At 66.8% G+C, this 23,393-nt stretch carries 19 protein-coding genes and 9 tRNA genes; 13 read left to right on the forward strand and 15 right to left on the reverse strand.

Annotated elements, in window-relative coordinates:
- Positions 1-155: 155 nt before the first annotated feature.
- The 8 genes from EV644_RS27425 to EV644_RS27460 all read right to left on the reverse strand — a co-directional run bounded on the left by EV644_RS27425 (position 156) and on the right by EV644_RS27460 (position 7,204).
- Positions 156-2,372 carry a DUF2637 domain-containing protein gene (locus EV644_RS27425; RefSeq protein WP_132191848.1) on the reverse strand — a complete coding sequence of 739 codons (2,217 nt, stop codon included), beginning with the start codon at positions 2,370-2,372 and terminating at the stop codon, positions 156-158.
- Positions 2,372-2,569: a hypothetical protein gene (locus tag EV644_RS27430; RefSeq protein ID WP_132191849.1), complete on the reverse strand. Its 198-nt coding sequence runs from the start codon at positions 2,567-2,569 to the stop codon at positions 2,372-2,374. Before EV644_RS27430 ends, EV644_RS27425 begins: the two co-directional genes overlap by 1 nt.
- Positions 2,566-3,300 (reverse strand): RRQRL motif-containing zinc-binding protein, encoded by a 735-nt coding sequence (locus EV644_RS27435; RefSeq protein WP_132191850.1) that lies wholly within the window; start codon positions 3,298-3,300, stop codon positions 2,566-2,568. Before EV644_RS27435 ends, EV644_RS27430 begins: the two co-directional genes overlap by 4 nt.
- Positions 3,297-3,638, reverse strand: coding sequence for a hypothetical protein (locus tag EV644_RS27440; RefSeq protein WP_132191851.1), 342 nt, complete (start codon positions 3,636-3,638; stop codon positions 3,297-3,299). The genes EV644_RS27435 and EV644_RS27440 overlap by 4 nt, the downstream gene beginning before the upstream one ends.
- Complete coding sequence (locus EV644_RS27445) at positions 3,635-5,872, reverse strand: type IV secretory system conjugative DNA transfer family protein (protein WP_132191852.1); 2,238 nt, start codon at positions 5,870-5,872, stop codon at positions 3,635-3,637. Before EV644_RS27445 ends, EV644_RS27440 begins: the two co-directional genes overlap by 4 nt.
- 29 nt (positions 5,873-5,901) lie before the next feature.
- Positions 5,902-6,417: a Pycsar system effector family protein gene (locus EV644_RS27450; RefSeq protein WP_132191853.1), complete on the reverse strand. Its 516-nt coding sequence runs from the start codon at positions 6,415-6,417 to the stop codon at positions 5,902-5,904.
- The gene (locus tag EV644_RS27455) at positions 6,414-6,815 is read right to left on the reverse strand and encodes a hypothetical protein (RefSeq protein WP_132191854.1); all 402 of its coding nucleotides are present in this window, start codon (positions 6,813-6,815) and stop codon (positions 6,414-6,416) included. Before EV644_RS27455 ends, EV644_RS27450 begins: the two co-directional genes overlap by 4 nt.
- A 128-nt stretch (positions 6,816-6,943) precedes the next feature.
- Positions 6,944-7,204: a helix-turn-helix domain-containing protein gene (locus tag EV644_RS27460; RefSeq protein ID WP_158292938.1), complete on the reverse strand. Its 261-nt coding sequence runs from the start codon at positions 7,202-7,204 to the stop codon at positions 6,944-6,946.
- A 279-nt stretch (positions 7,205-7,483) separates the two neighbouring features.
- Between EV644_RS27460 and EV644_RS27465 the strand changes: the two genes are divergently transcribed.
- The gene (locus tag EV644_RS27465) at positions 7,484-10,126 is read left to right on the forward strand and encodes a hypothetical protein (protein WP_132191856.1); all 2,643 of its coding nucleotides are present in this window, start codon (positions 7,484-7,486) and stop codon (positions 10,124-10,126) included.
- A gap of 265 nt (positions 10,127-10,391) precedes the next feature.
- Here EV644_RS27465 and EV644_RS27470 read toward each other — a convergent pair whose 3' ends face one another.
- From EV644_RS27470 to EV644_RS27485, 4 genes are all read right to left on the reverse strand, one after another.
- On the reverse strand, positions 10,392-11,711 hold the full coding sequence (locus tag EV644_RS27470; protein WP_132191857.1) for a hypothetical protein: 1,320 nt from the start codon (positions 11,709-11,711) through the stop codon (positions 10,392-10,394).
- Positions 11,712-11,829: 118 nt separating this feature from the next.
- The gene (locus EV644_RS27475) at positions 11,830-13,074 is read right to left on the reverse strand and encodes an MFS transporter (protein ID WP_132191858.1); all 1,245 of its coding nucleotides are present in this window, start codon (positions 13,072-13,074) and stop codon (positions 11,830-11,832) included.
- Positions 13,074-13,304: a DUF397 domain-containing protein gene (locus EV644_RS27480; protein WP_132191859.1), complete on the reverse strand. Its 231-nt coding sequence runs from the start codon at positions 13,302-13,304 to the stop codon at positions 13,074-13,076. Before EV644_RS27480 ends, EV644_RS27475 begins: the two co-directional genes overlap by 1 nt.
- Positions 13,297-14,172 (reverse strand): helix-turn-helix domain-containing protein, encoded by an 876-nt coding sequence (locus EV644_RS27485; RefSeq protein ID WP_132191860.1) that lies wholly within the window; start codon positions 14,170-14,172, stop codon positions 13,297-13,299. The genes EV644_RS27480 and EV644_RS27485 overlap by 8 nt, the downstream gene beginning before the upstream one ends.
- Before the next feature lie 68 nt (positions 14,173-14,240).
- On the opposite strand from EV644_RS27485, the gene EV644_RS27490 reads away from it, so the two are divergent.
- Positions 14,241-15,122: an alpha/beta fold hydrolase gene (locus EV644_RS27490; RefSeq protein ID WP_132191861.1), complete on the forward strand. Its 882-nt coding sequence runs from the start codon at positions 14,241-14,243 to the stop codon at positions 15,120-15,122.
- Here EV644_RS27490 and EV644_RS27495 read toward each other — a convergent pair.
- Positions 15,101-16,897, reverse strand: a complete 1,797-nt coding sequence (locus EV644_RS27495) for a tyrosine-type recombinase/integrase (protein WP_199240026.1) — start codon at positions 16,895-16,897, stop codon at positions 15,101-15,103. The genes EV644_RS27490 and EV644_RS27495 overlap by 22 nt on opposite strands.
- A gap of 91 nt (positions 16,898-16,988) precedes the next feature.
- Positions 16,989-17,064, reverse strand: a tRNA-Thr gene (locus tag EV644_RS27500).
- Between the two features lie 1,020 nt (positions 17,065-18,084).
- On the opposite strand from EV644_RS27500, the gene EV644_RS44715 reads away from it, so the two are divergent.
- The 11 genes from EV644_RS44715 (at position 18,085) to EV644_RS27545 (ending at position 21,627) form a co-directional block, all read left to right on the forward strand.
- Complete coding sequence (locus EV644_RS44715; RefSeq protein WP_158292939.1) at positions 18,085-18,228, forward strand: hypothetical protein; 144 nt, start codon at positions 18,085-18,087, stop codon at positions 18,226-18,228.
- 236 nt (positions 18,229-18,464) lie between these two features.
- Positions 18,465-18,540 (forward strand) — tRNA-Pro (locus EV644_RS27505).
- A gap of 175 nt (positions 18,541-18,715) precedes the next feature.
- Positions 18,716-18,789: transfer RNA gene (locus EV644_RS27510), tRNA-Arg, on the forward strand.
- A 2-nt stretch (positions 18,790-18,791) separates the two neighbouring features.
- Positions 18,792-18,868: transfer RNA gene (locus tag EV644_RS27515), tRNA-His, on the forward strand.
- A gap of 98 nt (positions 18,869-18,966) precedes the next feature.
- A tRNA-Leu gene (locus EV644_RS27520) sits at positions 18,967-19,040 on the forward strand.
- A 105-nt stretch (positions 19,041-19,145) separates the two neighbouring features.
- Positions 19,146-19,592, forward strand: a complete 447-nt coding sequence (locus EV644_RS27525; protein ID WP_132191862.1) for an HNH endonuclease — start codon at positions 19,146-19,148, stop codon at positions 19,590-19,592.
- 390 nt (positions 19,593-19,982) lie between these two features.
- Positions 19,983-21,176, forward strand: coding sequence for an RtcB family protein (locus EV644_RS27530; protein WP_132191863.1), 1,194 nt, complete (start codon positions 19,983-19,985; stop codon positions 21,174-21,176).
- 113 nt (positions 21,177-21,289) lie between these two features.
- Positions 21,290-21,379: transfer RNA gene (locus tag EV644_RS27535), tRNA-Ser, on the forward strand.
- A gap of 4 nt (positions 21,380-21,383) precedes the next feature.
- Positions 21,384-21,455 (forward strand) — tRNA-Glu (locus tag EV644_RS27540).
- Positions 21,456-21,468: 13 nt separating this feature from the next.
- Positions 21,469-21,551: transfer RNA gene (locus EV644_RS44720), tRNA-Tyr, on the forward strand.
- A gap of 5 nt (positions 21,552-21,556) precedes the next feature.
- Positions 21,557-21,627, forward strand: a tRNA-Cys gene (locus tag EV644_RS27545).
- A gap of 370 nt (positions 21,628-21,997) precedes the next feature.
- Here EV644_RS27545 and EV644_RS27555 read toward each other — a convergent pair.
- A complete protein-coding gene (locus tag EV644_RS27555; RefSeq protein WP_132191865.1) occupies positions 21,998-23,392 on the reverse strand; it encodes an alpha-L-fucosidase in 1,395 nt (464 codons plus the stop codon).
- Position 23,393: the final 1 nt, after the last annotated feature.

Raw genomic sequence — 23,393 nt, forward strand, 5'->3', positions numbered from 1 at the left:
GTCGAGGCTCCATTTGATCGTGATGCCTGGGTGTGATCTGAGTTCTTTGGTCCTGTGGCTGTCTGTCGGGGTCTGCTGGTTCGTCGTGTGCTGGGTGATTTCGTGGGTTACGTTCGAGTGCTGGTTGCTGACTGCTGCTTGGGTGTTTGGGCTGTTCATCGGCTGCTGCTCGATTCGAGTTCGCGGTCGGTGCTGGTCTGGTCGTCGGTGTCGCTGGGCTTGTCGATCGGGGTTTCGCCGGGCTCGGTGACGAGTTCGAGTTGTCCCGTGGTTTTGGGGTGCTGGTCGTCGCCGGATGCGGGCCGGGCAGCGCCCGGGTCGAGCCACCCGGCGAGGTGAGCGAGGCGGCGGGCCTTGGAGAACCCACAGTTGAGGACGCGCATGATTTCGCGCTGCGGCAGCGGCGCACCGTCGTGGTCAGTGTCGGAGACCCGCCGCAGTTCGGTCAGGTCGTCATCGTCGGAGCGCCGCGCCCGCGGCTCCGCCGGTGCGGGCTTGGCTGGTGCGGTGGTCTTTACGTCGGTGGCGTCGGTGCGGTGCGGTGCGTGCACCGGTGCGGACGCACCGACGCGATCTGCCTGGTGCACCGCTGCGGGCAGATCGGTGCGGTTGGTGTCGTGCACCGATGCAGGCGACCCGACGCGGAGTGCACCGAGCAGGTAGGCGACCAGCCATACCGGTGCAGAGGTCAGTGGTGCAGCCGCACGGTCATCCGGACCGGTCGCCTCGGCCGGCGCGGTTGGGGTGGTCAGTCCGACCGCGGCGGAATCGACCAGCGCGAGGAGCTCGCCCGGACTCAGACGGCCGGTGGCCGGCAGCAGGGCGGCCAGGTCGCCGGCGGACAGGAGCCCGTCGCGGATCGTTTGAAGGCACGCGCTGCGGGCTGCCTTGGCGGCGTCCAGCGGCCAGAGTCGGTGGCTCGGGCACAACGTGGCAAGCCGCGACGCCATCCGGACGACCTGCTGGACCAACGCCCGGGCCTCGGCGGGGTCGTCGGTGCCAGTCCGGGCCAGGTGCAGCCACACCCGGGTCGTGATCACCGGGGAGGTGAACCAGGTCAGCGCGGACAGCTTCGCGCGGGCGGGCTGGGCGAGCTTCATGTGCAGGCGCAGCAGGTGGGCGAGCATCTCGACCAGCACCGCGTAGGCCAGCGGCGCGAGGGCGTGCGCGACGGCGTCGGCGACACCGGTGGCGGTGTCGACGTTCAGCCACACCGTGCCGCCGATGAACACGTACGTCGTGACCAGTGCGCCCGGGATCCGCCAGCCGCGGGTCAAGGCGGCGAGGCGCAGCGCGGTGCAGGCCACGATCATGCCGTCGGCCACCAGCGGCACCAGGGCGCTGTCGAACTTCACCGACACGGCCCGGAAGGAACGGGCACCGCCGATCACGGCGACGCCGAGCGCGGCGACGATCGCCACGACGATCAGCACCCTGGCGACGGTGAGCCGCTCGGTCTCGATCGCGGCCGTCACCGCCCGGGCCGTACGGCGGATCGCCCAGACCAGCCCGACCGCGAGGCCTGCGGCCAGGGCGAGTCCGACTCCGCCGGCCGCGGCCATCGGCCACGTCACGCCGCCGGTCGGCAGGTGGTCGAGGAAGTTGCGCGGGGCAACAGTGAGGGTGATCATCGCGGGCCTCCAGCGGTGTCGGGGGACGGCGGTCAGGCCGCCGCGGCGACCTGCCTTGATCTGCTCGGTGGTCGGCGCGGGGCCGTTGTCGTCGCGGCGGGTGGCCCACCAGGTCACGAACGGGTCGGCGTCGGCCGCGAGCGGCACCGTCACCGCGGACTGCCCGGCGCCGTCGCGATGTGCGAGCACGTCACAGCTCGGCGCGTACTCGCCGATGCGGCGCGTGACGCCGGGGCGTTGCCGGTCGTGCCAGTCACCGACGAGCTTGGTCGATGCCTCGGGGCCTTCGTAGGCGCCGGTCCAGGCGTCCATCAGCCACAGCAGTTCTTCGACGATCTCGGGGTGCCACAGCCAGCACGGCGGTAACGCCTCGCGGGCGGTGGCGTAGCGCAGATAGGTCGTCTGCATCCACGGCAGCAGCTCGCTCAGAACAGTCTCGGCCGCGGCCTGGTCCTCGGGCAGCCGCAGCCAAGAACGCACCGGCTCGGCCGAGCCCGGCTCCGCTTTGCCCTTGCCGGGCTTGGCGGCGATCCGGCTGAGCAGGTCTTCGAAAGACGCGACGGTGTTGCCGAGCGAGGCGACGGTGTCGCCGAGCCGCGTTACAGCGGCCAAGCTGGCGGTCTGCTGCAGGCCCGTCTTCATCGTGGCCACATCCCTGGTCAGAGACTCGACCGAGCGGGCCAGTCCGGCCACCGCCGCGAGCGCAGCGGTGCCGGGGTCCTTCTCGTCGTCGTACCGCATCAGTCGTCCTCCTTCGCTTCCTCGCGGTGGTCGGCGAGCCAGGCGTCCAGGTCGGCCGGGTCGATCGCGACCCGACCGGTCGGCCGGCCGTGCTCGTCGTAGGCGGGTACGGCGGACGGGTTCCACAGGTCGGCGTAGTGGTCACACGCCCAGCGGGCGCGCAGGTCGTTGCCTCCGGCCTCGATCGGCGCCGTCATGCCACTCCCCTCCCGTCTCGCCACTGGTCCTGGCCGTCGCCGATGTCGGCCTGCTCGGCAGTGGGCCGGGCGGCTCGGTCGTCGTCGTGCCAGCGAGCGAGCTCCTCGTCGCGCTCCACCTCGCCACCACCACGCCCCTCGGCGCGGGCGGAGTGATCGAGCCGGGCAGCAGTCCGTGCCAGAGCCTCGGCGGCCCGGGCAGCCACCGCCGAAGCCTCATGCCGCTCGAGCCGCCCGGCCCCGTGCTCGTCTGCTTCGTTGTCGGTCGGGTCTTGGGCCTCGGCGTCGGCGTCGGACGTTTCTTCCTGCCAGTGCTGGACGGTGCGCCATCCGGCGGTGCCGCCCGCGGTGGGTGTGACTGCGGCGGCGTGGCAGTCACCGCACAGCTGGTCGCTGGTGCGCACGTAGTGATCGACCGGGCCGCACTCGGCGCAGACCTTCCGTGCGGCCAGCGCCTTGTTCACCGCGGCGAGCTGCTTGTCGCTCGGGGTCCGCTTCGCGCGGGCCTTGTCGTCCACGTACAGCCACGCGAACCGCCGGTCGCGCTTCCACGTCAGCCGGGCGAACGGCTCCTGGCCACCACGTGACAGGCCACGCTCACGCAACTGCCGCCGCGTGGACAGCCCCCTTGGGGCCTGCCCGAACGTGAACTCGGGCAGGCCGTCACGGACCCGGCCCGGCCAGCGCCGGCCGTCCCACAACCGCACCCACTCCACCCCGCGCCCCGTCATGACGCCACCTCGACGAGGAACCACACGGGCTTGCCGGTAGTCCTGGCGTACTCGATCTCGCGTCGGGTCGAGTCGCCGACATAGCCGCCGGGATTGACCACGTAGATCCACCAGGCCAGGTCGATCTTGGCCAGGTGCAACCGGTCCAGCCTGGCTTTGTCCGCGTCGGTGATCTCGTCGCCGTCGTGGGCGAAGACACCGGGAGCGAGGACGATGTGTCCGGCCAGCGTCAGCTCCCGGTTCACCTCGGCCATCTCGGCCCGGAACCGAGTGGAACCGCAGATCGTGACCACGGACAGGCGGCCGGCCGCGCCGGTTGTTGCCGTCGGCCACGTCATCGCCGGACCCCGTCCAGCTCGTTCACCGAGGTAGGCTGCTCGGTGCCGCGAGCGGCCAGCGCCGCACGGGCCCGCCGGGTCGCGCTGGCCAGACGGAGCCGGGCGATCAGCTCCCGGGCCGGGTCGTTGACCTCAAGCCACGTCAAGGCGGCCGTCAGACCATCCACGACCCGGCGTACGGCGGGTCGGGTGGCGCGCCGACGGGCCACGGCGGCCTGGTCGGCCAGCGCCAGGATCTGGTCACGCAGCCAGGCAGCATCGGCGAGCAGCCGGGCACCGACCCAGTCCTCAACGGCCGATAGTTGATGCCTAGTCCACCGCACGGCGCGGTGGTTGTGGAACCGCTCCAGCCGCAGGTCCCGGCGCTTCCACGCCATCTTGACCCGCCCGATCGCGGGCGGCATCCCGCGGGTGATGATCAGGGCCTGCCCGGCGCGCAGCTGCGCGACCTGGCCTGGGGTGAGGACCGCGACCCGGCGGTCGCTGACCGACACCCCGCCGGTGGTGCGGTCGCGGGTCGCGACCTGCTCGAGGCGTTCGCCGCACAGCGTGGACCAAAACTGCAGGTCGTCGTCGTCGGAGGTGCCGGCCAGCAGCACCTTCGTGGTCACGTTCGTCATCAGCGCGCCGGTCGCGGCCTCGCCGAACCGGTCGCGCAGCTGCGCCCGGGACTGGGCCGAGAGGTGCAGCGTGATCCCCCGGGACCCGAAGTCACCGGTCCACTTGTCCAGCGGGATCAGGCAGATCAGCGCGGCCTCGTCCAGCACCATCGTCAGCTGCGGGTCCAGCCGCCGCCCCGGCGTATGGACCGCGAGCGCCTTGGCCTGGCGGGCGATGTGCGCGGTCAACGCGGTCACCAGCGGCGCGGTCTTGCGGTCGTCCGCGCCCAGCAGGTACACCGTGCCGGTCTCGGCCAGCAGCCGCTCCACGTCGAACGGCACCCCACCCGGTGCCGCGGCCGCGGCCGCGGCCGGCACCGACAGCCAGCTCAGGGCGGGCATGATCGTGGTCGAGATGCTCGAGCGGGTCCGCTCGTTGTTGGTGAAGAACTGCGTGGCCTGCTGCTCGAACCCGGTCGCGTTCGCGGCCCGCAGCTCGTACAGCACGTCATGCTTTGCGCGGTCGTCAGGGTGCGCGACCCACCGCTGCACGTCGCTCATCGAGTAGCCGCCCAGCGCGGCGGCGTGCATCACCGCGGTCAGGGCCTGCTTGGCCAGGTCCACCCAGTGCGCGGCGTCGTCGGACTTGCCACCGACCCCGTCGAGCAGATCGGCCGCCCGGTCCATCACCACCGCCGCATCGGTGCACCCGGTCAGCGGATCGAAGGTGATCGTGGAACCATCCGTCGTGAGGCCGTCGGGGTCGAACACCCACACCGGCCCCCTCTTCGCGCGCAGGGTGCGGGTCACGTCGAGAATGTCGGTCTTGGTCGAGGTCGCGATCACCGCGCCCGGGGCGTCCAGCAGATGCCCCATCAGCAGGCCGGTCTTACCGGCCCGCGGCCCGGCGAACGTCGCGGTGTGGTCCTCGGCCGACGACCGCAACCGCGACCAGCCGACCGTCGCGACCGTCGTCCCTAGCTCGGTCAACGGCACAAACCGCCGCTGCCACGCCGGCAGCTGCGCCAGCGACGGGCGGATGACCTTCGCCTTCTTCCGCAGCATCCGGCCCGACGACACCCGGTGCACGTCCCAACCCGAGGCCAACCCATCGGTCACCCGCCCGGCCCGGCCGAGCCGCCGCAACAGGCCGCGCGAGCTGGACCGCGACCGCAACGCGAACCCGGCCGTCCCGACCGCCACCACCCCGGCCGCCACCAGCACCAGCCACCACCGCGACGACACCTGCACCTCCTCGGGCAGCGCGCGCAGCAAGAACCCGACGTAACCCAGCCACAGCGCGAACGCCACACCGCCACCGACCGGGCGGTTCACCGCGACCAAGCCGAACGTCACCAGCAGCAACACCCCAGCAGCGATCACCCACCCCGCCGCACCACCCGGCGCGCCGGCGCGCAGCCCGACCGCACCGGCCAGCAACACCCACAACGGCGCCGCGATCACCGCGCCGTGCATCAACCGCCAAAACAACAGATCAGCCGTCACCACCCCGACCGCACCGACCGCCGCGGCCCAGTAACCCGCCTCGGTCAACACCGGGGTCCGGCCGGCCGCGACCGCGGCGACACCCGCGCCCAGCAGCGCCACCATCGCGAGGGTGAACCGCGGAACCATCGCGCCCTCCCTGGTCGTCGGCCGCCGGTTCATCGGGAACCACCGCCCAGCAGCACCCCGGCCACCGTCAACGCCGCGCCGACCACGACCGCCAGGCACGACACCCGCAGCCACCGGTGCTTCGTCCACGCGACGTCGGCCAGCCACTTGGCCTGGCGACTGATCGCCTCCCACGGCTCAGCCACTTCCTCGCTGAGGCGCTCGGGGTGGACGTGCCTGCGCAGCTGCTCGATCGAGCGGCGCCGCACAGCACCGAGGTACAGAAACTCCCCCGCCACCAGCGCATCGGCCGGGCGGTGCAGCCGCGGAACCACCGCCAGCAACGCCGAACCCAGCGCCACCGCCAACGCGACCAGCGCCAACCCGAACAACACCCGCGCACCGATCGGCGCGGTCTGCGACTGCGACACCAACGTCAACACCGCCGCGGCCAGCGCGGTCTCCACCACCGCCGCGAACCCAGCCTTCGTGTCGGCCCGATCAACCGCCTCCGCCGCCGAGTCGTGCATCCGCCACGCCAAATCAAGCTCCGCGCGCCCGCTCATCGCGACTCACCCGCCGCGAAGTCCTCCACGGGCTGGACATGACCTCTGTACGACGACCACGCCTCGTAGACCGCCATGTGCTCAGGGGTGATCGACAGGCAGTACGCCCGCACCGGCCCGAAAAGCCGCTCGGCCTCGTAGTGGCCGCCGCCGGCCCTGAACTCCGCCTCGACGCCAAGCGCGTCAGCCACGTCATCGACCAGCGACCGCTCGGCATCCCAGCCGTCGTACCGCGTCGGCACACACGCGGTCACTGCCGGCACGGGCACCTCGGGGTGATCGGCCACGAACGCCGCCAGCTCGAACAACCCCCGGATCAGCTCCGCGCGCTCCCGCGGAACCTCCAACATTCCAAACCGCGGCACCCACTCCGTGCCCTTCTCACCTGCGTCAGTCATGCTGTAGACCTCTCGAACTCGTACCTGAGTGATGGGAGAACCGGCCCTGTTCTGGTTGGCGCCTCTGCAGGGCCGGTCTGTGCTGCGTGCCGCAGGCAAGCCAATGAGCTGGCTGTCTAGGCGGGGCGTCACGAGGCAATCTCTTCGCCGGGCGCTGGCCTCCACTCGTCGAGATCGACCAACTCGCCACCCATTACCGCCTCGACCAACTGATCGAGGACTCGGGCGGGGACGACATACCGCCCGCCGAACTTGAGCGCGGGCAGGTGCCCGGCGTGGATCGCCCGGTACACCGAGGCCGTACCGATGCCGACGGCCTTAGCGAAGGCACCGACGCCGTAGAACGACGGCGCCGCCTGTGCCTCCTGCTTCGTCGCTTTCACACTCATGCCACTCTCCGATCGCATAAAACCGCATAAGTCTCATGAGAGGGGTTATGCGGTATTATGCGAAAGTCAAGCGCTGGATGGCTCGAGGGGCACGGGAACGATCAAACCGAGGTGGAGCGAAGAAAACCGTGCGCAGCAGAGGATTCGTCGCGTCACGACGCATGCGGCCAACGGCAACCGAGCGCCTGGAGTCGCGGATCGTCCGCAGCCTCTGGTAGTTGTGTGCGCGTGAACAAGAAATCGTTCGCCGACAGGGTGGATGCGGCTTATGAACGTCTGATGACAAATCGCAAGTTGTGGGCGGCGATGATCGTGGCCACGGCACTGGTGACCGGTGGGGGGCTGTGGGGAGCGCAGTCAGACGACGCTGGAACCGCTCTCGGCTTGATGTGGCAGGTTCATGCGTCGTTCGTGTCGATCGGCTTCGCGGGCCTGACCATCGCGTTCCAGATCCTGAGCGATCCGCCGCTGGCCGTCGGATCCGCGCGCAAGTCGGTCGTCGAGCACGTCCGGTTCTACCCCATGCTGCTGCTAGGGGCCGGATCCAGTCTCCTCATCGGCGCCGCCGCGATCCTGGCTGCGACCAGATTCAACATGTTGCTGTGTCTGTGCGCGATCCTGCTTCCATCACTCGTCGCGATCGGATGGGCGTACCGGCGGCTGGCCAAGCTGTACGGGTCTCCCGATCACATCGAGGAACTGACACTGCGCAGGCTCGAGCAGACTGTCGACGATGCGGCCGCGCAGATCAAGGACGTCCAGGCCGAGGCAGATGCCTTCGGCAACAAGCTCGATCCCGACCGCGGACTGTTCCCGGCCAGCATGCTTCCCGTCGCCGACCTGCGACTGAGCCGATCGATCCTCCACCTCGACAAGCCGGGTGTCATTGAGGCGCGGATCGGTCCGCTCGTCCACGCGATCGACTTCCTGTCCTACGAATCGATCCGGGCCATCCCATCGGAAACCGATGTCGCAACGGGAGGCGCAGTCGGCGAGCGACCCGGGATCTATGTCGCGGCCCTCCCCGGCGCGCTGGCCAAGCAGGGCCGCCCGATTGCCCACATCCGCTACTCCAGCCACGTCAGTGACGCCTGCGTCGACACGACCGAACGGTACATTCGAGCCGCGTTCCGCGTCCGGCCCCCGGACCCGGACAACCCATCGACGACGTTCCTCGGCGAGACAGCCTCCCTGCAAGACGGCGTGATCAATGCCATCAGCAGTGGACTCGCCGAACGCATCCGGACCGGGTACGGGTACTACGACCGCATCCTCGGCTATTTGCGGTTGGCGGGACACGAGCCCGTGTTCCTGGCCGACACCAAGCAACGGCTCGAGCGGCAACTGTGGGAGATCGACTACGCGGCCGCGCAGAGCAATCGACGATTGGCGATCGACGCCGACGATGCCGCCATGCGCCGGGCGATGACGTCGGTCCGAGCGTCCGACCTGCCGGGTCTCAGATCTGCGCTCGTCAGCTTCCCGACGATCTGGCAAGGCCTGCTCGAGTCTCAGATCCCCGGCGGCCACGCTGCACGCGAGCACCTGCTCGTGTCGCTGCACAACCTGACCGAATTCACCATCCCTCACAGCTATACGGCCACCGACTTCATGCTGCAGGCCGCCGAGGAAGCGGTCTGGACATTCGTAGAGATCGCCAAGACATCGATTGACGCCGATGATCCCGGCTCACTCGAGCGCGCACTTGGCTACCACGGCCTCCTCTATCGGTTCGCCAACGACAAGACCGCCGCTTTGGAGCCGGAGATCCTCGCCGGTGCCGTTGTCCTGCTCGCCTGGATCCTGTACTGCAAGAACGAAGGCGAAGGTCTCACCAACGTCAAGACCTCGGCCATCAACCTCGATCAGCGCGACGGCGTGAGCCTGTACCGCGTCGTCGACGGACTGGACCGGCATGCAGGTGGCGGACGGTGGCAGAACTGGGAACGAGCCGACGCGCTACCGTTCAAGGCCTACTGGACAAAGCTCGACCACTACGCCGCTCACGCGACGCTATTCCTCCTGGCCGACGGATCGATCGCCGCACCCGATATCCCGTCCGACCATCGCGAGGCGGGCACACTGGACTGGTTGCTCAGCCACACTATCGCCGCAAAAGACCTCTGGATCAGCAGCGGCGGCACCGGCGAAGCTTTCGACACGGCCGCGCAGACGCTAGAGTCCGCGCGGGATGCCTGGACAGCCAAGGCCCGCAGCACCCTGAGAGCAGCCGGACTCGACCCCGACCGGGTCTCCGCATTCGAGGACGCCGTCCGCGAAACTCTTGCCTCGAAGCAGTCCCTGGCCGGCAACCTCGACCCCGTACCCCACAACACGACCACGACCGCGGAGCCAATCAGCCTCAACCTGACCGCGGTCCCCAAGGAGTACTTCGTCGACGTCCCAAACGTCTACGCCGATCCCAAGGATCTCGGCGCCACCCTCGCAGGCGGGCTCCTCCGCCACCAGGACACCATCATCGTCAAGGTTCTCCTCGACCACGCTCAGACACGCCACTGCAACCTCGCCACCGTGCAGGACGTTCTGATCAAGCTGCTCAGCCGGATGAGTGCCCCCGTCCTGATCCTTCCCGGCCACAGCCAGGTCGCAGAGACACTCGGCATCGACTATGACGCCACTACAGCAACGATCGGCCCACATTCGGCGGCCATCTGCGCGACGTACGGCCTGCTGGAACACCACGGGCAACTCATCGTCCTCGACCGCGAACATGGACCCTACGTCGACGTGACCCCACACGCTGACAGTTCCGAACTGCCGGTCGCAGTGAAGGAACTGCCTACCGACCCCGGCCCGGCCGCACCGGCTGCGGTCGCGATCACCGGCGGACAGGACCTCAACTGGGCCATCTCCGCGCAACCCGCAATCACCAGCGTCGTCGTCGAGGACGCCCTGTGGTGACCCAAATCCTGGACCATCGAGTCACATCAGCCCCATTAGCAATGCCAGCCTCAGAACACTTCTGAGATAGGGCGACCGAGACCTAAGATCTAGCGAATCTCGACAATGGATCCCCCCGAAGGGCGGCACTAGTCCGGGACAAACTGTTCATGTCGCCAGCCCCGACTCGCGTCACCGCGAGGGAGTGGCTGCCCCCGCACAGCGTCGAGGCGGTGTGGCCCCACCGGCAGGCAGTCCGGGCTGGCGACGCCTGGTCGTGGGGCTGTCAGTGGTCCTTCAGAAACGCCCGGCCAGCAACGATATACGCATGGAGCTGCGCCGCCTTGGTCGTGATGCTTCCTTCACCGCGGCGTCGTACAACGCTAATGAATGCGCCCTCTACCTTGTCCCCCACGATCGCTCCGTGAACAAGAAAAGGCTGGAGTTCCGGTGCCTGAGCAGGCACGCCGATGATCATGATTCCTTTGTCGTCTGCGGTGTGGACCACTTCGAGGGTCAACCCGTCAATCGGGGGTATCACCCGCTCATCTATAACGCCTCTGTATCTGTCGACATCGAGGATCGATGTCGACGCCGGTGAGGCTTTGCCCACGACCGAACGTCCATCGCGCTTGGTCTCTTTGAATCCGATCAGGAGCAGTGCATCGACGTCCCCGTTTGCGAATCGGGCGACATCCTGCGCCAGTTCAATCTTCGACCGGACACCTGGGTCACCGGGTAGGTGGATGTTGTAGGGGGCGCTCTTGACCTCCAGCCAATCAGACTCAGGCTGGACGCTGAGTAGCGAAGCCTTCCCGGCGCGCAAGAGGTTCCGGACCGTTCCCGCATTCAGCGGGCCACCCTTGTAGGCGTCAAGTAGCGCGGAGGCGTCCCGGGCGGCCAGTATCAGTCGCTCCGCCGTGGCCGGCAGGACGGCTTCGATCTCGACCCGGATGTCATGCGGTTCGGCTTGAATGCTCTCCCGCATACGTTCGACCTCCTCCGGGGGCAGGCCCATTCCCTCATACGACGCCAGATCACCGCCGAAGCTCTCGAAGGTCACGTCACGCACGACGCATCCGTACTCCCGAACGGCGGGAGTGAGGAGCTCCGTGAGCTCCGCAGTGGACCAGGGAGGCAGACGCCGCGTGTGAGCACCGGCGACAGCGACAACCCGATCGGTATCGACCTCCAGATGTATGTCGTCGTAGTCGGAGGACAATGCGTGGAAGTCCGGGTCGTCCGCTAGTGCGATGTAGATGGACTCCGGTGAGCTTGAGCAGCATCGCCTGTCATCGGCTACGGCTTCACGCAGACTGTCGAGATCGGCAGCGGCTACGACTCGTTCGATCGCTATGAAGCTGTGATGCTTGGGTCGGACAATCCAACCGTGCTCCACGACTTGTACTGAGTGGCCACCGTAGCCCCCGACGCTGTCGACGTACGTGTCTTCTTCGTCGTCTTCGACTGGGTTGAAGACGACGCGAGCGCCGCCCGATGCAGTCGTCGATTGTTCTGAGGCCACGATGTACTCGCTTCCGCGCAAGGGCTGCCAGCCCACCGCGGGGAAGGCTACCCGGAACCGGTCAACGCAGTCGAGGTACACCGCACGATCGAGTCAGATCGAACATGTCTTCCAGTCCTGGCATGGCTAGGCGGGGAATCGGTGATTTGCGACCTGTACTCGCGGATCGTCAGCCTCTCTGTGAGGCGGGAAGGAAGCTCTACCGGAGCGTCTCCGACCGGAGTAGTCGCGGAAGAAGGAGAGCCGACACGACCGCCAGGAGCACGCCCGCCGAGACGAGGGTTCCCCGGAGGCCAACAAGCTCAGCGAGAATCCCGCCGAGCAGCGCGCCGACTGGTGCGGCGCCGTTGCCGATTGTCCGGAATGCCGTGACTACGCGCCCAAGCATCGGCCGCGGGCTCAGCTTCTGACGGGCCGAGGTGACTGTTACCGTGACGAAGGTCGAGGCGAGGCCAGCGGCCATGAGGGCTAGTGCGGCAACGACTGGCTCGTGAGTGATTGCGATGGCTGGCCAGACCAGCGTTCGCGTCAGGAGTGTGGCTCCGACCACTCTGCTCGCTCCCCATCGCGCAAGCAACCGTGGGGCAAGCGGCCCTGCGACGACGCCGCCGATAGCCAGGGCGGTGAGCAGGAACCCGTACTGGGCCGGCTTCAAATTTAAGCCGACGGGATCGCTGGCATAGAGGACGAGGACGACAAATGCGCAGTTGGTAGTGAGGTTGGCCGCCCCGGTGAGGACGGCCAGAGTCCTCAGCTCGCGGTGTCGCATCAGGAATGCGACGCCTATCCGGATCGCACTGCGTACCGATTCCCGGGGCGCGGCTGGTGGCTGCTTCTGATCAGTTCGTATGGCCAGTACACATGCCGACGAGAACGCGAAGGATAGGGCGTCCGCTAGGAACGGTAACCAAGTGAAGGCGGCGAAGGCCGCTGATCCGGTCGGCGGCCCGGCTAGCGACGCGCCGCCGACATCGAGCGTGGACATTCTGGCGTTCATAGAGTCGCGGACAGCGTCGGATTCGTCAGTGAGATCGGCCACTAGGGATTGCTGAGCTGCCCCATGGAAGATTGATCCCGTAACGACAACGAAAGCGGTGACTGCGAGGAGTGGCACTGAGACCGACTCGGTGAAGAACGCCAGTACTAGAGCTGCGATGACGCCGGCACGTCCGAGATCACTGACGATCATGACCCTTCGGGTCGGCCAGCGATCCACAAGTGCTCCGGCTACTGGGGCAACCGCCAGCCACGGCAGCAAGGCAACCGCGGACACAGCAGCTACCGAGGAAGCCGACCGATCGATCGCCACAGCTGCGAGAGGTACCGAAGCGGTCCACATACCGTCGCCGAGGGACGAGACACCAGCCGCAGAGAGCAGGAGTCGACGACTCCGACGCTCTTGGAGCTGGCCTGGCTGGCGCCTCGCACCCTCGACGCTCGGCATTACATCTCGGCCGGGGCGAGAGAACCGTTCTGAATCCCGAGCACCATGTTGTCCCAGGACTTGCGCGGGATTCTTACGACTGCGCCTGATGGGTCATCGCTGTCGCGGAGAGCGACCCAGCCGCCCGGCCCGTCGGCGATGTAAACGCAGGCACCGTCATCGCTCGTGTTGCTCTTTCGCCACCCTGAGAACTCGGTAACGGCCGGGATCGGCGTAGTTCCTTCAATCATTGACTTTTCCTTCCGTCCGAATTAGTTGCCTCAGCAGCGTAATCGATTCGTCTGGATCTAGCGCGGCGTCGGACATTCGCGACCAGACCAACTCAAATGCCGCGACCTGGTCGGCACCCGAGAACGCCATATGCGCGGCCGGTGTCTCCATCCGGACAACCTGCGGCTCGGCTGGGTCGATCAACGTAACCATCACGAAGCCGATCATCGGGGCGACCACCAGCTCAGCATCCAGCGGAATGATTCGGATATCGATGTGCTCGGCGGCACTGAACTCAATGAGCTTGCGCCATTGCGACGAGCGCGTGCCGGGCGGGCATCCCTTCGGCCGCCACCGGATGCCGGCCTCCATCAGAATCGCGTCATACCGGGGACTACTGGTCTCAAGGATCCGGCGACCTCGTTCCATCCGGTCCAGGACGGCCTGCTCAACGTCGATCGCCTCTGTCAGGTTTCCCCCGGTGATCGCTGCCCGAGCGTAGTCGGCGGTCTGGAACGGCCCCGGGACCAGATACGGCTGGAAATGACGAATCTCGCGCGCCACCTTGTCGGTCGCCATCAGCTCCCGCTGGCGCCCTGCGAGTGAGCCTTTTAGCACAGCCTGCCACTCAGACACCTCTGTGAGTGCCTCCTCAGCAAGCTTGAGAAGGGCATCGCGTTCGTGACCCACGAGTGAAGCGAGGGCCGCCCATGCCTGGACATCAGCAAGCTTCGGCTTTACGACGGCGTTCTCGATCCGACTGACTCGCGTCTGCGTAGTGCCGATCAGCTTCGCAAGCTCGGGCCCTGTGAGACCAGCTCGTTGTCGGAGGATCTTCAACTCGCGACCGAGCTTCCGCCGCTTGTCCAAGGGAGCGTCGTCCGCCATCTAACCATCCCGTCGCTGATCGGTATGCGATTCTATGCGATTCCGAGCGCCCACGCTAACTTGGACCGATGACGACGAGTCTCGCTAAGCTGCGAAAAGTAGAGGTCCAGGGGAGCAGCCTGGCCGTGTATCAATCCGGCAGTGGCTCACCACCTGTGATCTTCGTCAGCGGCCTTGGCGACGGCGCCGAGGTCTGGCAGGCCGTCACTTCGGGGCTCACAGATGGTCGGCGACTCGTCGCGTACGATCGCGCCGGCATCGGCAATAGCGGGCAACTGAACCCCGCCGATCTGCGCTCCCCACAGCCGGCGAGTTGGGCAGCATCCCAGCTGCGGGCGCTGCTAGACGAACTACGGATCGAACCTCCGTTCATTCTCGTCGGGCACTCGGTCGGCGGGCAGATTGCAGACGCATTCTCGATCCGTTGGCCAACGCTCGTAGCGGGCCTGGTGTTGGTAGACGCGGTGGACCCGACCCTGAACCTTCAGATCGAACCGCCTCGGCAATTCCTCGATGACGCCATCAGCATTCGACCGGGCCAAGGCTGGATCTGGGACGTCGCCGCGAGCGCTGAGGAATACGCTTCATCGGCGCCAACGTTCTGCCCTCCCACGACGGTGGTCAGCAGCGCGATCTGGCGGTGGTTCGAAGCTGAACAGCCTGCCCTCTATGCGCCGCTGTCGCTCTCAGAAGTAGACCAGCGCTGGCAGCTGGCACAGCTGAATCACGCGAGACGCTGGCAGGGGCAGCTAGTGGTCGCACACGAAGCGGGGCACCGTGTTCACCAAGACGCCCCGGAGTTGATCTGTGAGGTCATCACTGCCACTACATCTGCTGCTGCGACTGGATCAACGCCTAACCTCGACAGCCAGAGACTCCGGCGGGTGGGTGGAAGCCTCCGGCCCACCTCGGCTCCGAGTGCTGCGGGTCAGGGGGCCAGCGCGACGTAAGTAGTCAGGATCTCGACGCCTCCCGGCACCCGCACAACAAGCTCATAGTCTTCAATCTCTGATGGGAGGCCGCCGTGCCGCTTAACCGCACCGACCAGCAAACGGTGGAGCGAATCGTCATCGTCTGCCGCAACTTTCGCCCTGAGTGTCGTCATGGAAGTGCCGAGCTTGCGGACCTCCAACTCGAGTATCTGTCGAGGAGGGCGGATGTCGTCGCCGTCAGCGACAGCTTCGCCAGGCACACTGACATCGACCGGCGACAACTGGCCGGCGGGCGGTGCTGATGGAAGGACCAGAGTCGGCCTCGCCGGCTCAACCCGAACCAGTCCCCACTGCTTGAGCAGATGCAGAGCGCGATGAATAGTCGACCGCGCGACGCCTCGATCCTGCGCTAAGTCCGCTACTGAAGGAATCGCGGAGCCGATCGGCAGCCGCCCCTGGTAGATGTCATCGCGCAATTGGACAGCGATGTGCTCGAAGGGATGCGTTGGCTCGAACATCACCATTGGCGGCAGAGTGCCTGCCTGCGGGCGCAGAGGAGCCCGCACAGCCATGGGCCCGGCCGCCCTCTGGTCCGCCTCCGAGACCCAAGGGACGTAGTGCCGCATGGTGGTGACGCCTCCGGATCCGTGCCCAAGGCGACCGGCGACGATTCGGAGGTCAAATCCGGCTGAGATCAGTTCAGTCGCGTTGTAGGACCGAAGCTTGTGAATCGACGTAACGATCCCAAGACGGTTGACTAGCCGACCGAAGCGCTGAGTCACCGAGTCGGGCCGCAGATGGCGAGACCCGTCCGGCTCACGCGAGAACACGAAGGCATCGTCCGAAAGCTTCGCTCCGCTTGCAGTGGCACGCTGCGCGCACCGCTCATGGTGCTCCTGAAGTACTGCCACCGTCTCCGGATCCAGCACAACTCTGCGGTCACTCTCGGACTTGGTGTCGCTCTCCCAAGTCTCGCCGCCGTATTGCCCGATCGCCCGCTGCACGTGGATGACCTCACGCTCAAGGTCCACATGTCTCCAGCGGATGCCGCAGAGCTCCCCCCGTCGATTGCCGCCCATCATCGTCAGCCAGATCAGCGTCCCCCAGTCCGGATCCTTCCACGCTTCGGTAAGGATGCGCGCAGTCTCGGACACCGATGGCGGCCGAGCCTTCGGCTTCGGCGCGGCCGGCGCCTCCGCGAAGTCCATAGGGTTGATCGAAATCCACTTGTAGCGGACTGCCCGGCGGAAGGCTCCACTGAGGATCTGGTGAATGTAGAGGATGCTGGATTCCTTCAGTGGGGTGCACTTGTGGGGCTTGCAGCGGCTGTCGCACTCATGTGCAAGGCCCGTTCGGTGATCGGTGCGGGGTTTCCCCTCGCAGTGATCGTTGCATCGGCGAAGCTCCGAGTAGAACGACTCGATGATCTCAGCATCGACTCGGCGGACCTTAGTGAATCCGATGCACGGCACGATGTGCTTGTCCGCCTGGCCTCGGTAGTTCTTCAACGTCTTCGTGCCGAAGATCCCATCCTTCAAATGCCGTTCGAGTAGCTGCTCGACGGTGGCATCAGTGCGGGGGTGGCGACGTTGGTAGACCTCGGCGACGAACTCTGCCCGCAGAGCCTCAGCCTTCGCCTGGGCGTCCGGCCCAGCGGGGACCGTCTCCTCCAGGTACATCTTGTGCTTCTTAACCGGGTCGATTCCGGCGTACACGCGGACCCTCAGCGAGCCGGAGGGCAGCGGGTTGATCCCGCCTGGCTGTCGCATCTTCGGACTGGGCTTCTTCGACACAGCTCGCATCGTAGAGGCCACTGGATCCACGAATGGCTCCACGAACCCTGCCCGGAGGAGGGCGGGGCCCTGCGTTTCCGCAGGTCAGAGGTGGAGCCGCCTGTCGGAATCGAACCGACGACCTTCTCATTACGAGTGAGACGCTCTGCCGACTGAGCTAAGGCGGCGGTGGCCCTAGGGCCGATGCAAGAGTGTAGCGGGAGGGCGGGAGGATTCCGAATCGGATACCTCATCCTGAGCCGTCGGCCTCGGGGAGGCTCACCCGGCACGGCGGCCATGGCTCACCGGCGGGGCCGGCGCGGCGTACTCACTCGGCCGTCGGTCGCGCACCCTGGGACCGTCGCGACTGGTCGGCGCGGACGCTGCGGCGGATCGGCGGCAGCTGCCCGACAGCCAGCAGTCGTCGGCCGGGTGGTCCTGTCGGCGCCGGGCCTGGTTCGGGGGTTGGTCGTCCCAGGCGCCTGCGGCGGCAGCAGTGGTGGCGTATGCGACGAAGGGATTGGGTATGCGGCCGGTTAGGCCGTTGGACGGTGGGTGTGGGGTGGCGTCGCCTAGTTTTAGTTGGTTGGTGAAGTAGGCGGTTTCTGGGGCGGTGGCGGCGGGGTTAGGCTGCCTTGTAGTCGGCAGGTGACCCTTTGTAGTGGATGGGGGTGTCCGGTGGACTCCGAGATGATCGTTACGCCTTCGATGTAGGTCAGGGCGTCGGGGCCGGTGACTTCGTAGGTCTTGGCGGCGTGGTCGGGGCCTAGGAGGGCCTCGACGGCGACTGCGGCGATGTCTTCGGGCGTCGACGAAGGCCTGGCGTTGGTCTGCGAGCGGTATGACGAGTTCGCCGGCCAGGATCGCCGAGACGTCGGTCAGGGCCGGGACCCAGGTGTCAGGAGGAGACCAGTCGAAAACGACCTCGCCGTGGCGTGAGGTGGCTCGGGCGGTGAGCCGCGTTCCCTGAACTGACGGGTCACGCGGCAGCCGGTCGAGCCGGTGAACCGAGAACCAGAACAGTCATCGCTCCACCGCAACAGACTCCACCGACAATCCCGGAACCACCGCGGCGGCAGGCGCGTCGTACCGGCCGTCCGACACCGGAAGAAATACCTGGGAATAAGAAGTCCGAGAAATGCATTGACTTAGGCAACGGTTGCGGGTGAAACTAATGCCCGCAAGGACAACAGACCAAGGAGACCACCGTGTTCGGCAAGCAGAACCTCACCAGGGCGTGGCGCCTCGAGCGCGTCGCCATGCCGGTGTGTCTGCGATCCCTGCACGAATACCTCTACACCCAGCGCCCCGACGCGAGCCCGAGCCCGAGTCACGGCGGTCCGCCTGTGTGATCTCCACAAGGATCATCAGGAGCCGCCTGAGTCGGGAAACCCGACCGAGGCGGCTCTTTCTTTTTGCCTGTCGTCGTCGGTGAGCTTTGGAAGCGGACCGGATTCCAAACCCGCGCCTAGAGGGTTCGATTCCCTCCACCGATGCTTTTGTCGACGCTTACGAGCGGCGAATTGATCAATTGACAACTGGATATGCCATTGCAATTCCCCGATGCCGGCGAAGGCATCGGGGAGAGCGAGCTGTAGGCCAGCGGCCAGGCCACCTCATTTGGGTTGAGGTCATCGGGAGTTCGAGTCTCCCCAGCTCGACCAGGCGCCCGCAGCATGCTCAGCTACCGGCCGAGCGGGCGCCCCAAACGGCGCCGGCCGAACTCAGGCCGGACCAACCTGATCGGTACCGGCGGCTCGCCCAGAGTCCGCCCGAAGCCGGTCGACAGACGTGCCCTGCGCCGGAAATCCGCAGTCCATCCGGCGCAGGGTGCGGTGAACGCCCGTGGCTCAACTGGAGAGGGCACCTGCCTACGAAGCAGGAGGTTGCAGGTTCGAGTCCTGCCGGGCGTGCTGTGTCCGAAGCAGAAGCGGGCGATGCGCCGGGATGTGGACCCGGAGAAAGCGGGTTCGAGCCCCGCCGGACACCCCAGCACCCCGTACTACGAAACCCCCGCGCCGGCGGGACCAGCCGGCGGACCGCCCAGTACTGCGTATCGCCGCCCACCGGCGGGCCGCAGTACGGGCTGAGCGGCTCTGGCCCAATTGGAAGAGGCGTCTGGCTTAGGACCAGAAGGTTCAGGGTTCGAGTCCCTGGAGCCGCACCCTACGAGCAGCAGCATCCGGCGGCCCGCAGTACCGGAGCCGCACCGAGATACCTGACCCCGCGAGTAACTGTCGGGCACACTGGATGAGAGGAGGAACCAAGCATGAGCGGTGTCATAGTGCTCAACGCCTCATATGAGCAGCTCCACGTCGTGTCGATCCAGCACGCCATCCGGATGCTCGTCCGGGAGGTCGCCGTGGTCGAGGAGGCGCATGACGGCGCCAGCATCGGCCCGTTCCCCCTCCCCCGTGTGCTGCGACTGGTCCGGTACGTCGTGACGAAGTGGCGGTATGCGTCGGGTCGGCTCCAGTACACCCGGGCCGGCGTTCTCAAGCGGGACAAGTTCCGTTGCGCGTACTGCGGCCAAGCCGGCGCCACCACGATGGATCACGTCGTACCTCGGTCCCGGGGCGGGCGTGGTGAGTGGCTGAACGCTGTCGCGGCCCACGCGTCCTGCAACGAGAAGAAGGGCTGCCGCACGCCCGAGGAAGCCGGGATGCCGCTGTTGTGGCAGCCGTGGATCCCTTCCCGTGCGGAGCTAGCTCTCTGACGCGCCGCCCACCGGTGCCGCGTCAGAGCGGTGCCAGGTGGGCGTCGGTGTCCCACCCTCGGTTCTGACCCGAGGTCCCGCAGGTTCGAGCCCTGCCCTGGCAGCTCTGTACAGCGTAAAGAGTTTCCGAGCACGCCGTACCGCATCTTCGGGTGCTGCGCTGAACAGGTGGTGCGGCGTGCTCAGGTGGTGCGCCGTACGGGGATCGCGTCGGCACGCGGGTGACCCTTGCAAGGTCGCCTCACCGGGTTCGACACCCGGGATCTCCACGCCAGGTGAGCTAAGCCGAGCGCAGGCCTACCGGCAGCCGTCTCGAAAACGGCCGATCCTTCACAGGATGTCTGGGTTCAAATCCCAGGCTCACCGCAACCAGACAAGAGGAGTGGGGAGATGAACGTTCAGTACCCGGTCCCGCTGAGTGGGGCCAAGAGCTCCACTCTGATGTGGGCTCAGGAGCATGAGGTCGGGGCGCAGGCGCTGCAGCAGCTGCGGAACATCGCGGCGCTGCCGTGGGTCCACGGCGTGCGGGTGATGCCGGATGTGCACCTCGGCAAGGGCGCGACGGTCGGCTCGGTGATCGCGATGTACCAGGCCGTTTCGCCGGCAGCCGTCGGGGTGGACATCGGCTGCGGCATGGAAGGCGTGCTCACCTCGCTGACCGCGGCAGACCTCCCGGACGACCTGTCGGGGATCCGCTCGCGCATCGAGGCCGCAGTACCGGTCGGTTTCCGGGCGCATTCGTACCCGGTCAGCGTCCGCAAGCTCGGGCTCGACCGGGGCTGGGACCGCTTCTGGGGTTCGTTCTCGAGCCTGCACGACGGGGTGCAGGACCGGGAGAAGAAGGCCCAGCAGCAGATGGGTTCGCTGGGTGGCGGCAACCACTTCATCGAGGTCTGCCTGGACGACGAGGACCGGGTCTGGCTGATGCTGCACTCGGGTTCGCGCAACATCGGCAAGGAACTGGCCGAGCGGCACATGCGGATCGCCAAGGCGCTGCCGCACAACGCCGACCTGCCGGATCGCGACCTCGCCGTGTTCCTGACCGGCACGCCGGAGATGGAGGCGTACCGGCGGGACCTCACCTGGGCGCAGGAGTACGCCTCGCGGAACCGCGCGGTGATGCTTGCCCTGGTGATGCAGGCGGTCCGGGAGTCGTTCGTCCAGGAGATCACCTTCGAGCAGCCGATCTCGTGCCACCACAACTACGTGGCGGAGGAGACGATCGACGACCTCGACCTGCTCGTCACCCGCAAGGGCGCGATCCGGGCGGGCAAGGGTGATCTCGGTCTGATCCCGGGTTCCATGGGGACCGGGTCGTACGTCGTCCGCGGTCTCGGCTCGGAGCAGTCCTTCTACTCGGCCTCGCACGGGGCAGGCCGGCGGATGAGCCGCAGTGAGGCGAAGCGCCGCTACACGGTCGACGACCTGATCGCCCAGACGGCTGGAGTCGAGTCCCGCAAGGACGCCGGTGTGCTGGACGAACTGCCGGCTGCGTACAAGGACATCGAGTCTGTCATCGCCGCCCAGTCCGACCTGGTCGAGGTAGTCGCCCACCTCAAGCAGGTCATCTGCGTCAAGGGCTGAAGCCGTACTGCGGTCCGTCGTGCTCAGGGGACACGACGGGCCCATCGTCTGGTCACCGGAATCGCTGGTGACATGGAGAACCCGGCCGTCGTGGGGGCACGGCGGCCGGGTCGGGTGAGGTCCGCCTGATGGCAGGGGCAGCGGTTTGCTAAACCGTCGATCGGCTTCGGGCCGGTTCGCGAGTTCGAATCTCGCCCTCACCGCCCCGCCCCGTTGGTCTAGTGGGAGGACGTCCGGCTCTCATCCGGAAGGTCGCCGGTTCGAGTCCGGCACGGGGTACGTAGGTCAGCGAGCAGGAGCGCCACCGTGGGAGAGGTGGGGCGGGTTGTAGCCCCGTTGCCATGCGCTGAGCAGGTTCGAATCCTGTCTCCTGCACACCAGGCGGTATGGCTGAGTGGTCAGGCGCCGGGTTGCAGCCCCGGTTACCTCGGTTCGAATCCGAGTTCCGCTTCGCATCAATCAACAATCAGTTAGGAAGGAGGACCGGCCATGGCCGATCTCAGAAACAAGCGCAGGAAGATTCCTGGCGGTAGGACCGGTGCTCCGGTCCAGCAAGGTCACGCCTTGCGCCGTGTGCAGCTTGCCTGTGGGCATGTCCAGCGCGATCGGATCGCCCGCACTGGCGATCACGTTTGGTGTGAAGGCGACTGCTCCGACTGGGTCCGTGTGGTCTCCGTCGAGGAGTAGTCACCTCGATGTACGTCGAGCCGCCGCGCAACCGAGCGGCTCGACGTACTGCGAACTCTCTGGTGACGGATGCACGCCTGGCCCTCCGAAGGCTGGGTCCCTGGTTCGACTCCAGGCAGGGAGACAAGACAGAGTTACAGCGTTGGGTCGAAGTGAAGAGACAGCGTGACGGGAGCCTCTGCCCGGGACGACAAGATCCGCAGTCGTACCGCCGTTGGCTCGATGGGGTCGGACAACGGAAGGAGCCGTCGGTGACCGATGGTCGTGCCGGTGGCGATCTCCACCCACTCCCCCTCGATCGACGCGTCGACGGCGAACGACTCCACCTGCTGTCCCTGGGTGATGTCCTCACTCAAGCCCACCACGTTGATTGCTGCAGGCAAGGAGCCGGATAGGTCGGTGCCATATGCCGCCCGCACCGTCGCGCCGAACTCGGTCAGGCGAGCCACATCCGTCTCGGAGAACAACCCACGCCCGTCCGGCGGAATGTTCAGCAGCAGCACGGCATTGCGTCCGACCGACTTGCGATAGATGTCCAGCAGCTCCGGAACCGACTTCACCTGGTCGTCCTCTTCGGCGTGATAGAACCACCCCGGCCGGATGGAGACGTCGACCTCGGCCGGATACCACCTGAGGTAGTCCGCCTCCAGCAGCTGCGAAGGCCCCGCCACGTCCTCCGCCTGCTCGCCGGCGACCATCGACCGCCCGAGATCACTCGGCACTCCAGTGAAAGGCACCACGCTCCACTCGCTGTCGCGCGCGTACCCACTCTCGTTCCCAACCCACCGGACATCCGGCCCACCAACCGCGATCGTCGCCTCCGGAGCCAGCCGACGGACCAGGTCGAACCAGGCGCCGTAGTCATAACCCTGAGCCGTCCCCGTCGGATTCGCGCCATCCAGCCAGACCTCCGCGATCGGCCCGTACTGCGTAAGCAGTTCGTACAACTGGTTCAGATAGAACCGGTTGTAATCATCGACGACATACGTGAAGACCGGCAGCTCCCCCGACGCGACCAGCGATGCTCGATCATCGCCCTCCACCAGCGTAGGAATGACCGACTCAGCCACCGGGCTGCCGTTGCCGTAGTACCCGCCGGACGCCTTCTCCTGATGCAGATCCGCCGGCGACAGGTAGAACCCCATCGCAAGACCATGCGCCACGGCCGCCGTCGCCAGCTCAGCCACGACATCGCCCCGGAAAGGGCTCGCCGCGACAGTGTGCTCCAAATACCTGCTCGGCCAAAGACAGAAGCCGTCGTGGTGCTTAGCGGTCAGGATCACGCTCCTGAACTCAGCGCCAGCCAACGCCTTCGCCCACTGGCCGCAGTCGAGCCCCGACGGGTCGAACACCGCCGGATCGTCAAGCCCTGTACCCCACTCCAAGCCAGTGAAGGTGTTCGGCCCGAAGTGCACGAACGCGGTCAGCTCCTGGCGCTGCCAACTCACTCGACGCGGCGACGGCCGAACCGTCGACGCTTTTCGGCGCAGCTCGGACGGACCGTCGTCCGGCGTGATCTCAACCCACATC

It is taken from the genome of Kribbella orskensis (assembly GCF_004342085.1).
In the GTDB taxonomy this organism is placed as follows: Bacteria; Actinomycetota; Actinomycetes; order Propionibacteriales; family Kribbellaceae; genus Kribbella; species Kribbella orskensis.

Bases quoted from the DNA above. Each gene is read 5' to 3' on its own strand.
- EV644_RS27425 (WP_132191848.1), bottom strand. From the start codon at position 2,372: ATGCGGTACGACGACGAGAAGGACCCCGGCACCGCTGCGCTCGCGGCG.
- EV644_RS27430 (WP_132191849.1), bottom strand. From the start codon at position 2,569: ATGACGGCGCCGATCGAGGCCGGAGGCAACGACCTGCGCGCCCGCTGG.
- EV644_RS27435 (WP_132191850.1), bottom strand. From the start codon at position 3,300: ATGACGGGGCGCGGGGTGGAGTGGGTGCGGTTGTGGGACGGCCGGCGC.
- EV644_RS27440 (WP_132191851.1), bottom strand. From the start codon at position 3,638: ATGACGTGGCCGACGGCAACAACCGGCGCGGCCGGCCGCCTGTCCGTG.
- EV644_RS27445 (WP_132191852.1), bottom strand. From the start codon at position 5,872: ATGGTTCCGCGGTTCACCCTCGCGATGGTGGCGCTGCTGGGCGCGGGT.
- EV644_RS27450 (WP_132191853.1), bottom strand. From the start codon at position 6,417: ATGAGCGGGCGCGCGGAGCTTGATTTGGCGTGGCGGATGCACGACTCG.
- EV644_RS27455 (WP_132191854.1), bottom strand. From the start codon at position 6,815: ATGACTGACGCAGGTGAGAAGGGCACGGAGTGGGTGCCGCGGTTTGGA.
- EV644_RS27460 (WP_158292938.1), bottom strand. From the start codon at position 7,204: ATGAGTGTGAAAGCGACGAAGCAGGAGGCACAGGCGGCGCCGTCGTTC.
- EV644_RS27465 (WP_132191856.1), top strand. From the start codon at position 7,484: ATGACAAATCGCAAGTTGTGGGCGGCGATGATCGTGGCCACGGCACTG.
- EV644_RS27475 (WP_132191858.1), bottom strand. From the start codon at position 13,074: ATGCCGAGCGTCGAGGGTGCGAGGCGCCAGCCAGGCCAGCTCCAAGAG.
- EV644_RS27480 (WP_132191859.1), bottom strand. From the start codon at position 13,304: ATGATTGAAGGAACTACGCCGATCCCGGCCGTTACCGAGTTCTCAGGG.
- EV644_RS27485 (WP_132191860.1), bottom strand. From the start codon at position 14,172: ATGGCGGACGACGCTCCCTTGGACAAGCGGCGGAAGCTCGGTCGCGAG.
- EV644_RS27490 (WP_132191861.1), top strand. From the start codon at position 14,241: ATGACGACGAGTCTCGCTAAGCTGCGAAAAGTAGAGGTCCAGGGGAGC.
- EV644_RS27525 (WP_132191862.1), top strand. From the start codon at position 19,146: ATGAGCGGTGTCATAGTGCTCAACGCCTCATATGAGCAGCTCCACGTC.
- EV644_RS27530 (WP_132191863.1), top strand. From the start codon at position 19,983: ATGAACGTTCAGTACCCGGTCCCGCTGAGTGGGGCCAAGAGCTCCACT.
- EV644_RS27555 (WP_132191865.1), bottom strand. From the start codon at position 23,392: ATGTGGGTTGAGATCACGCCGGACGACGGTCCGTCCGAGCTGCGCCGA.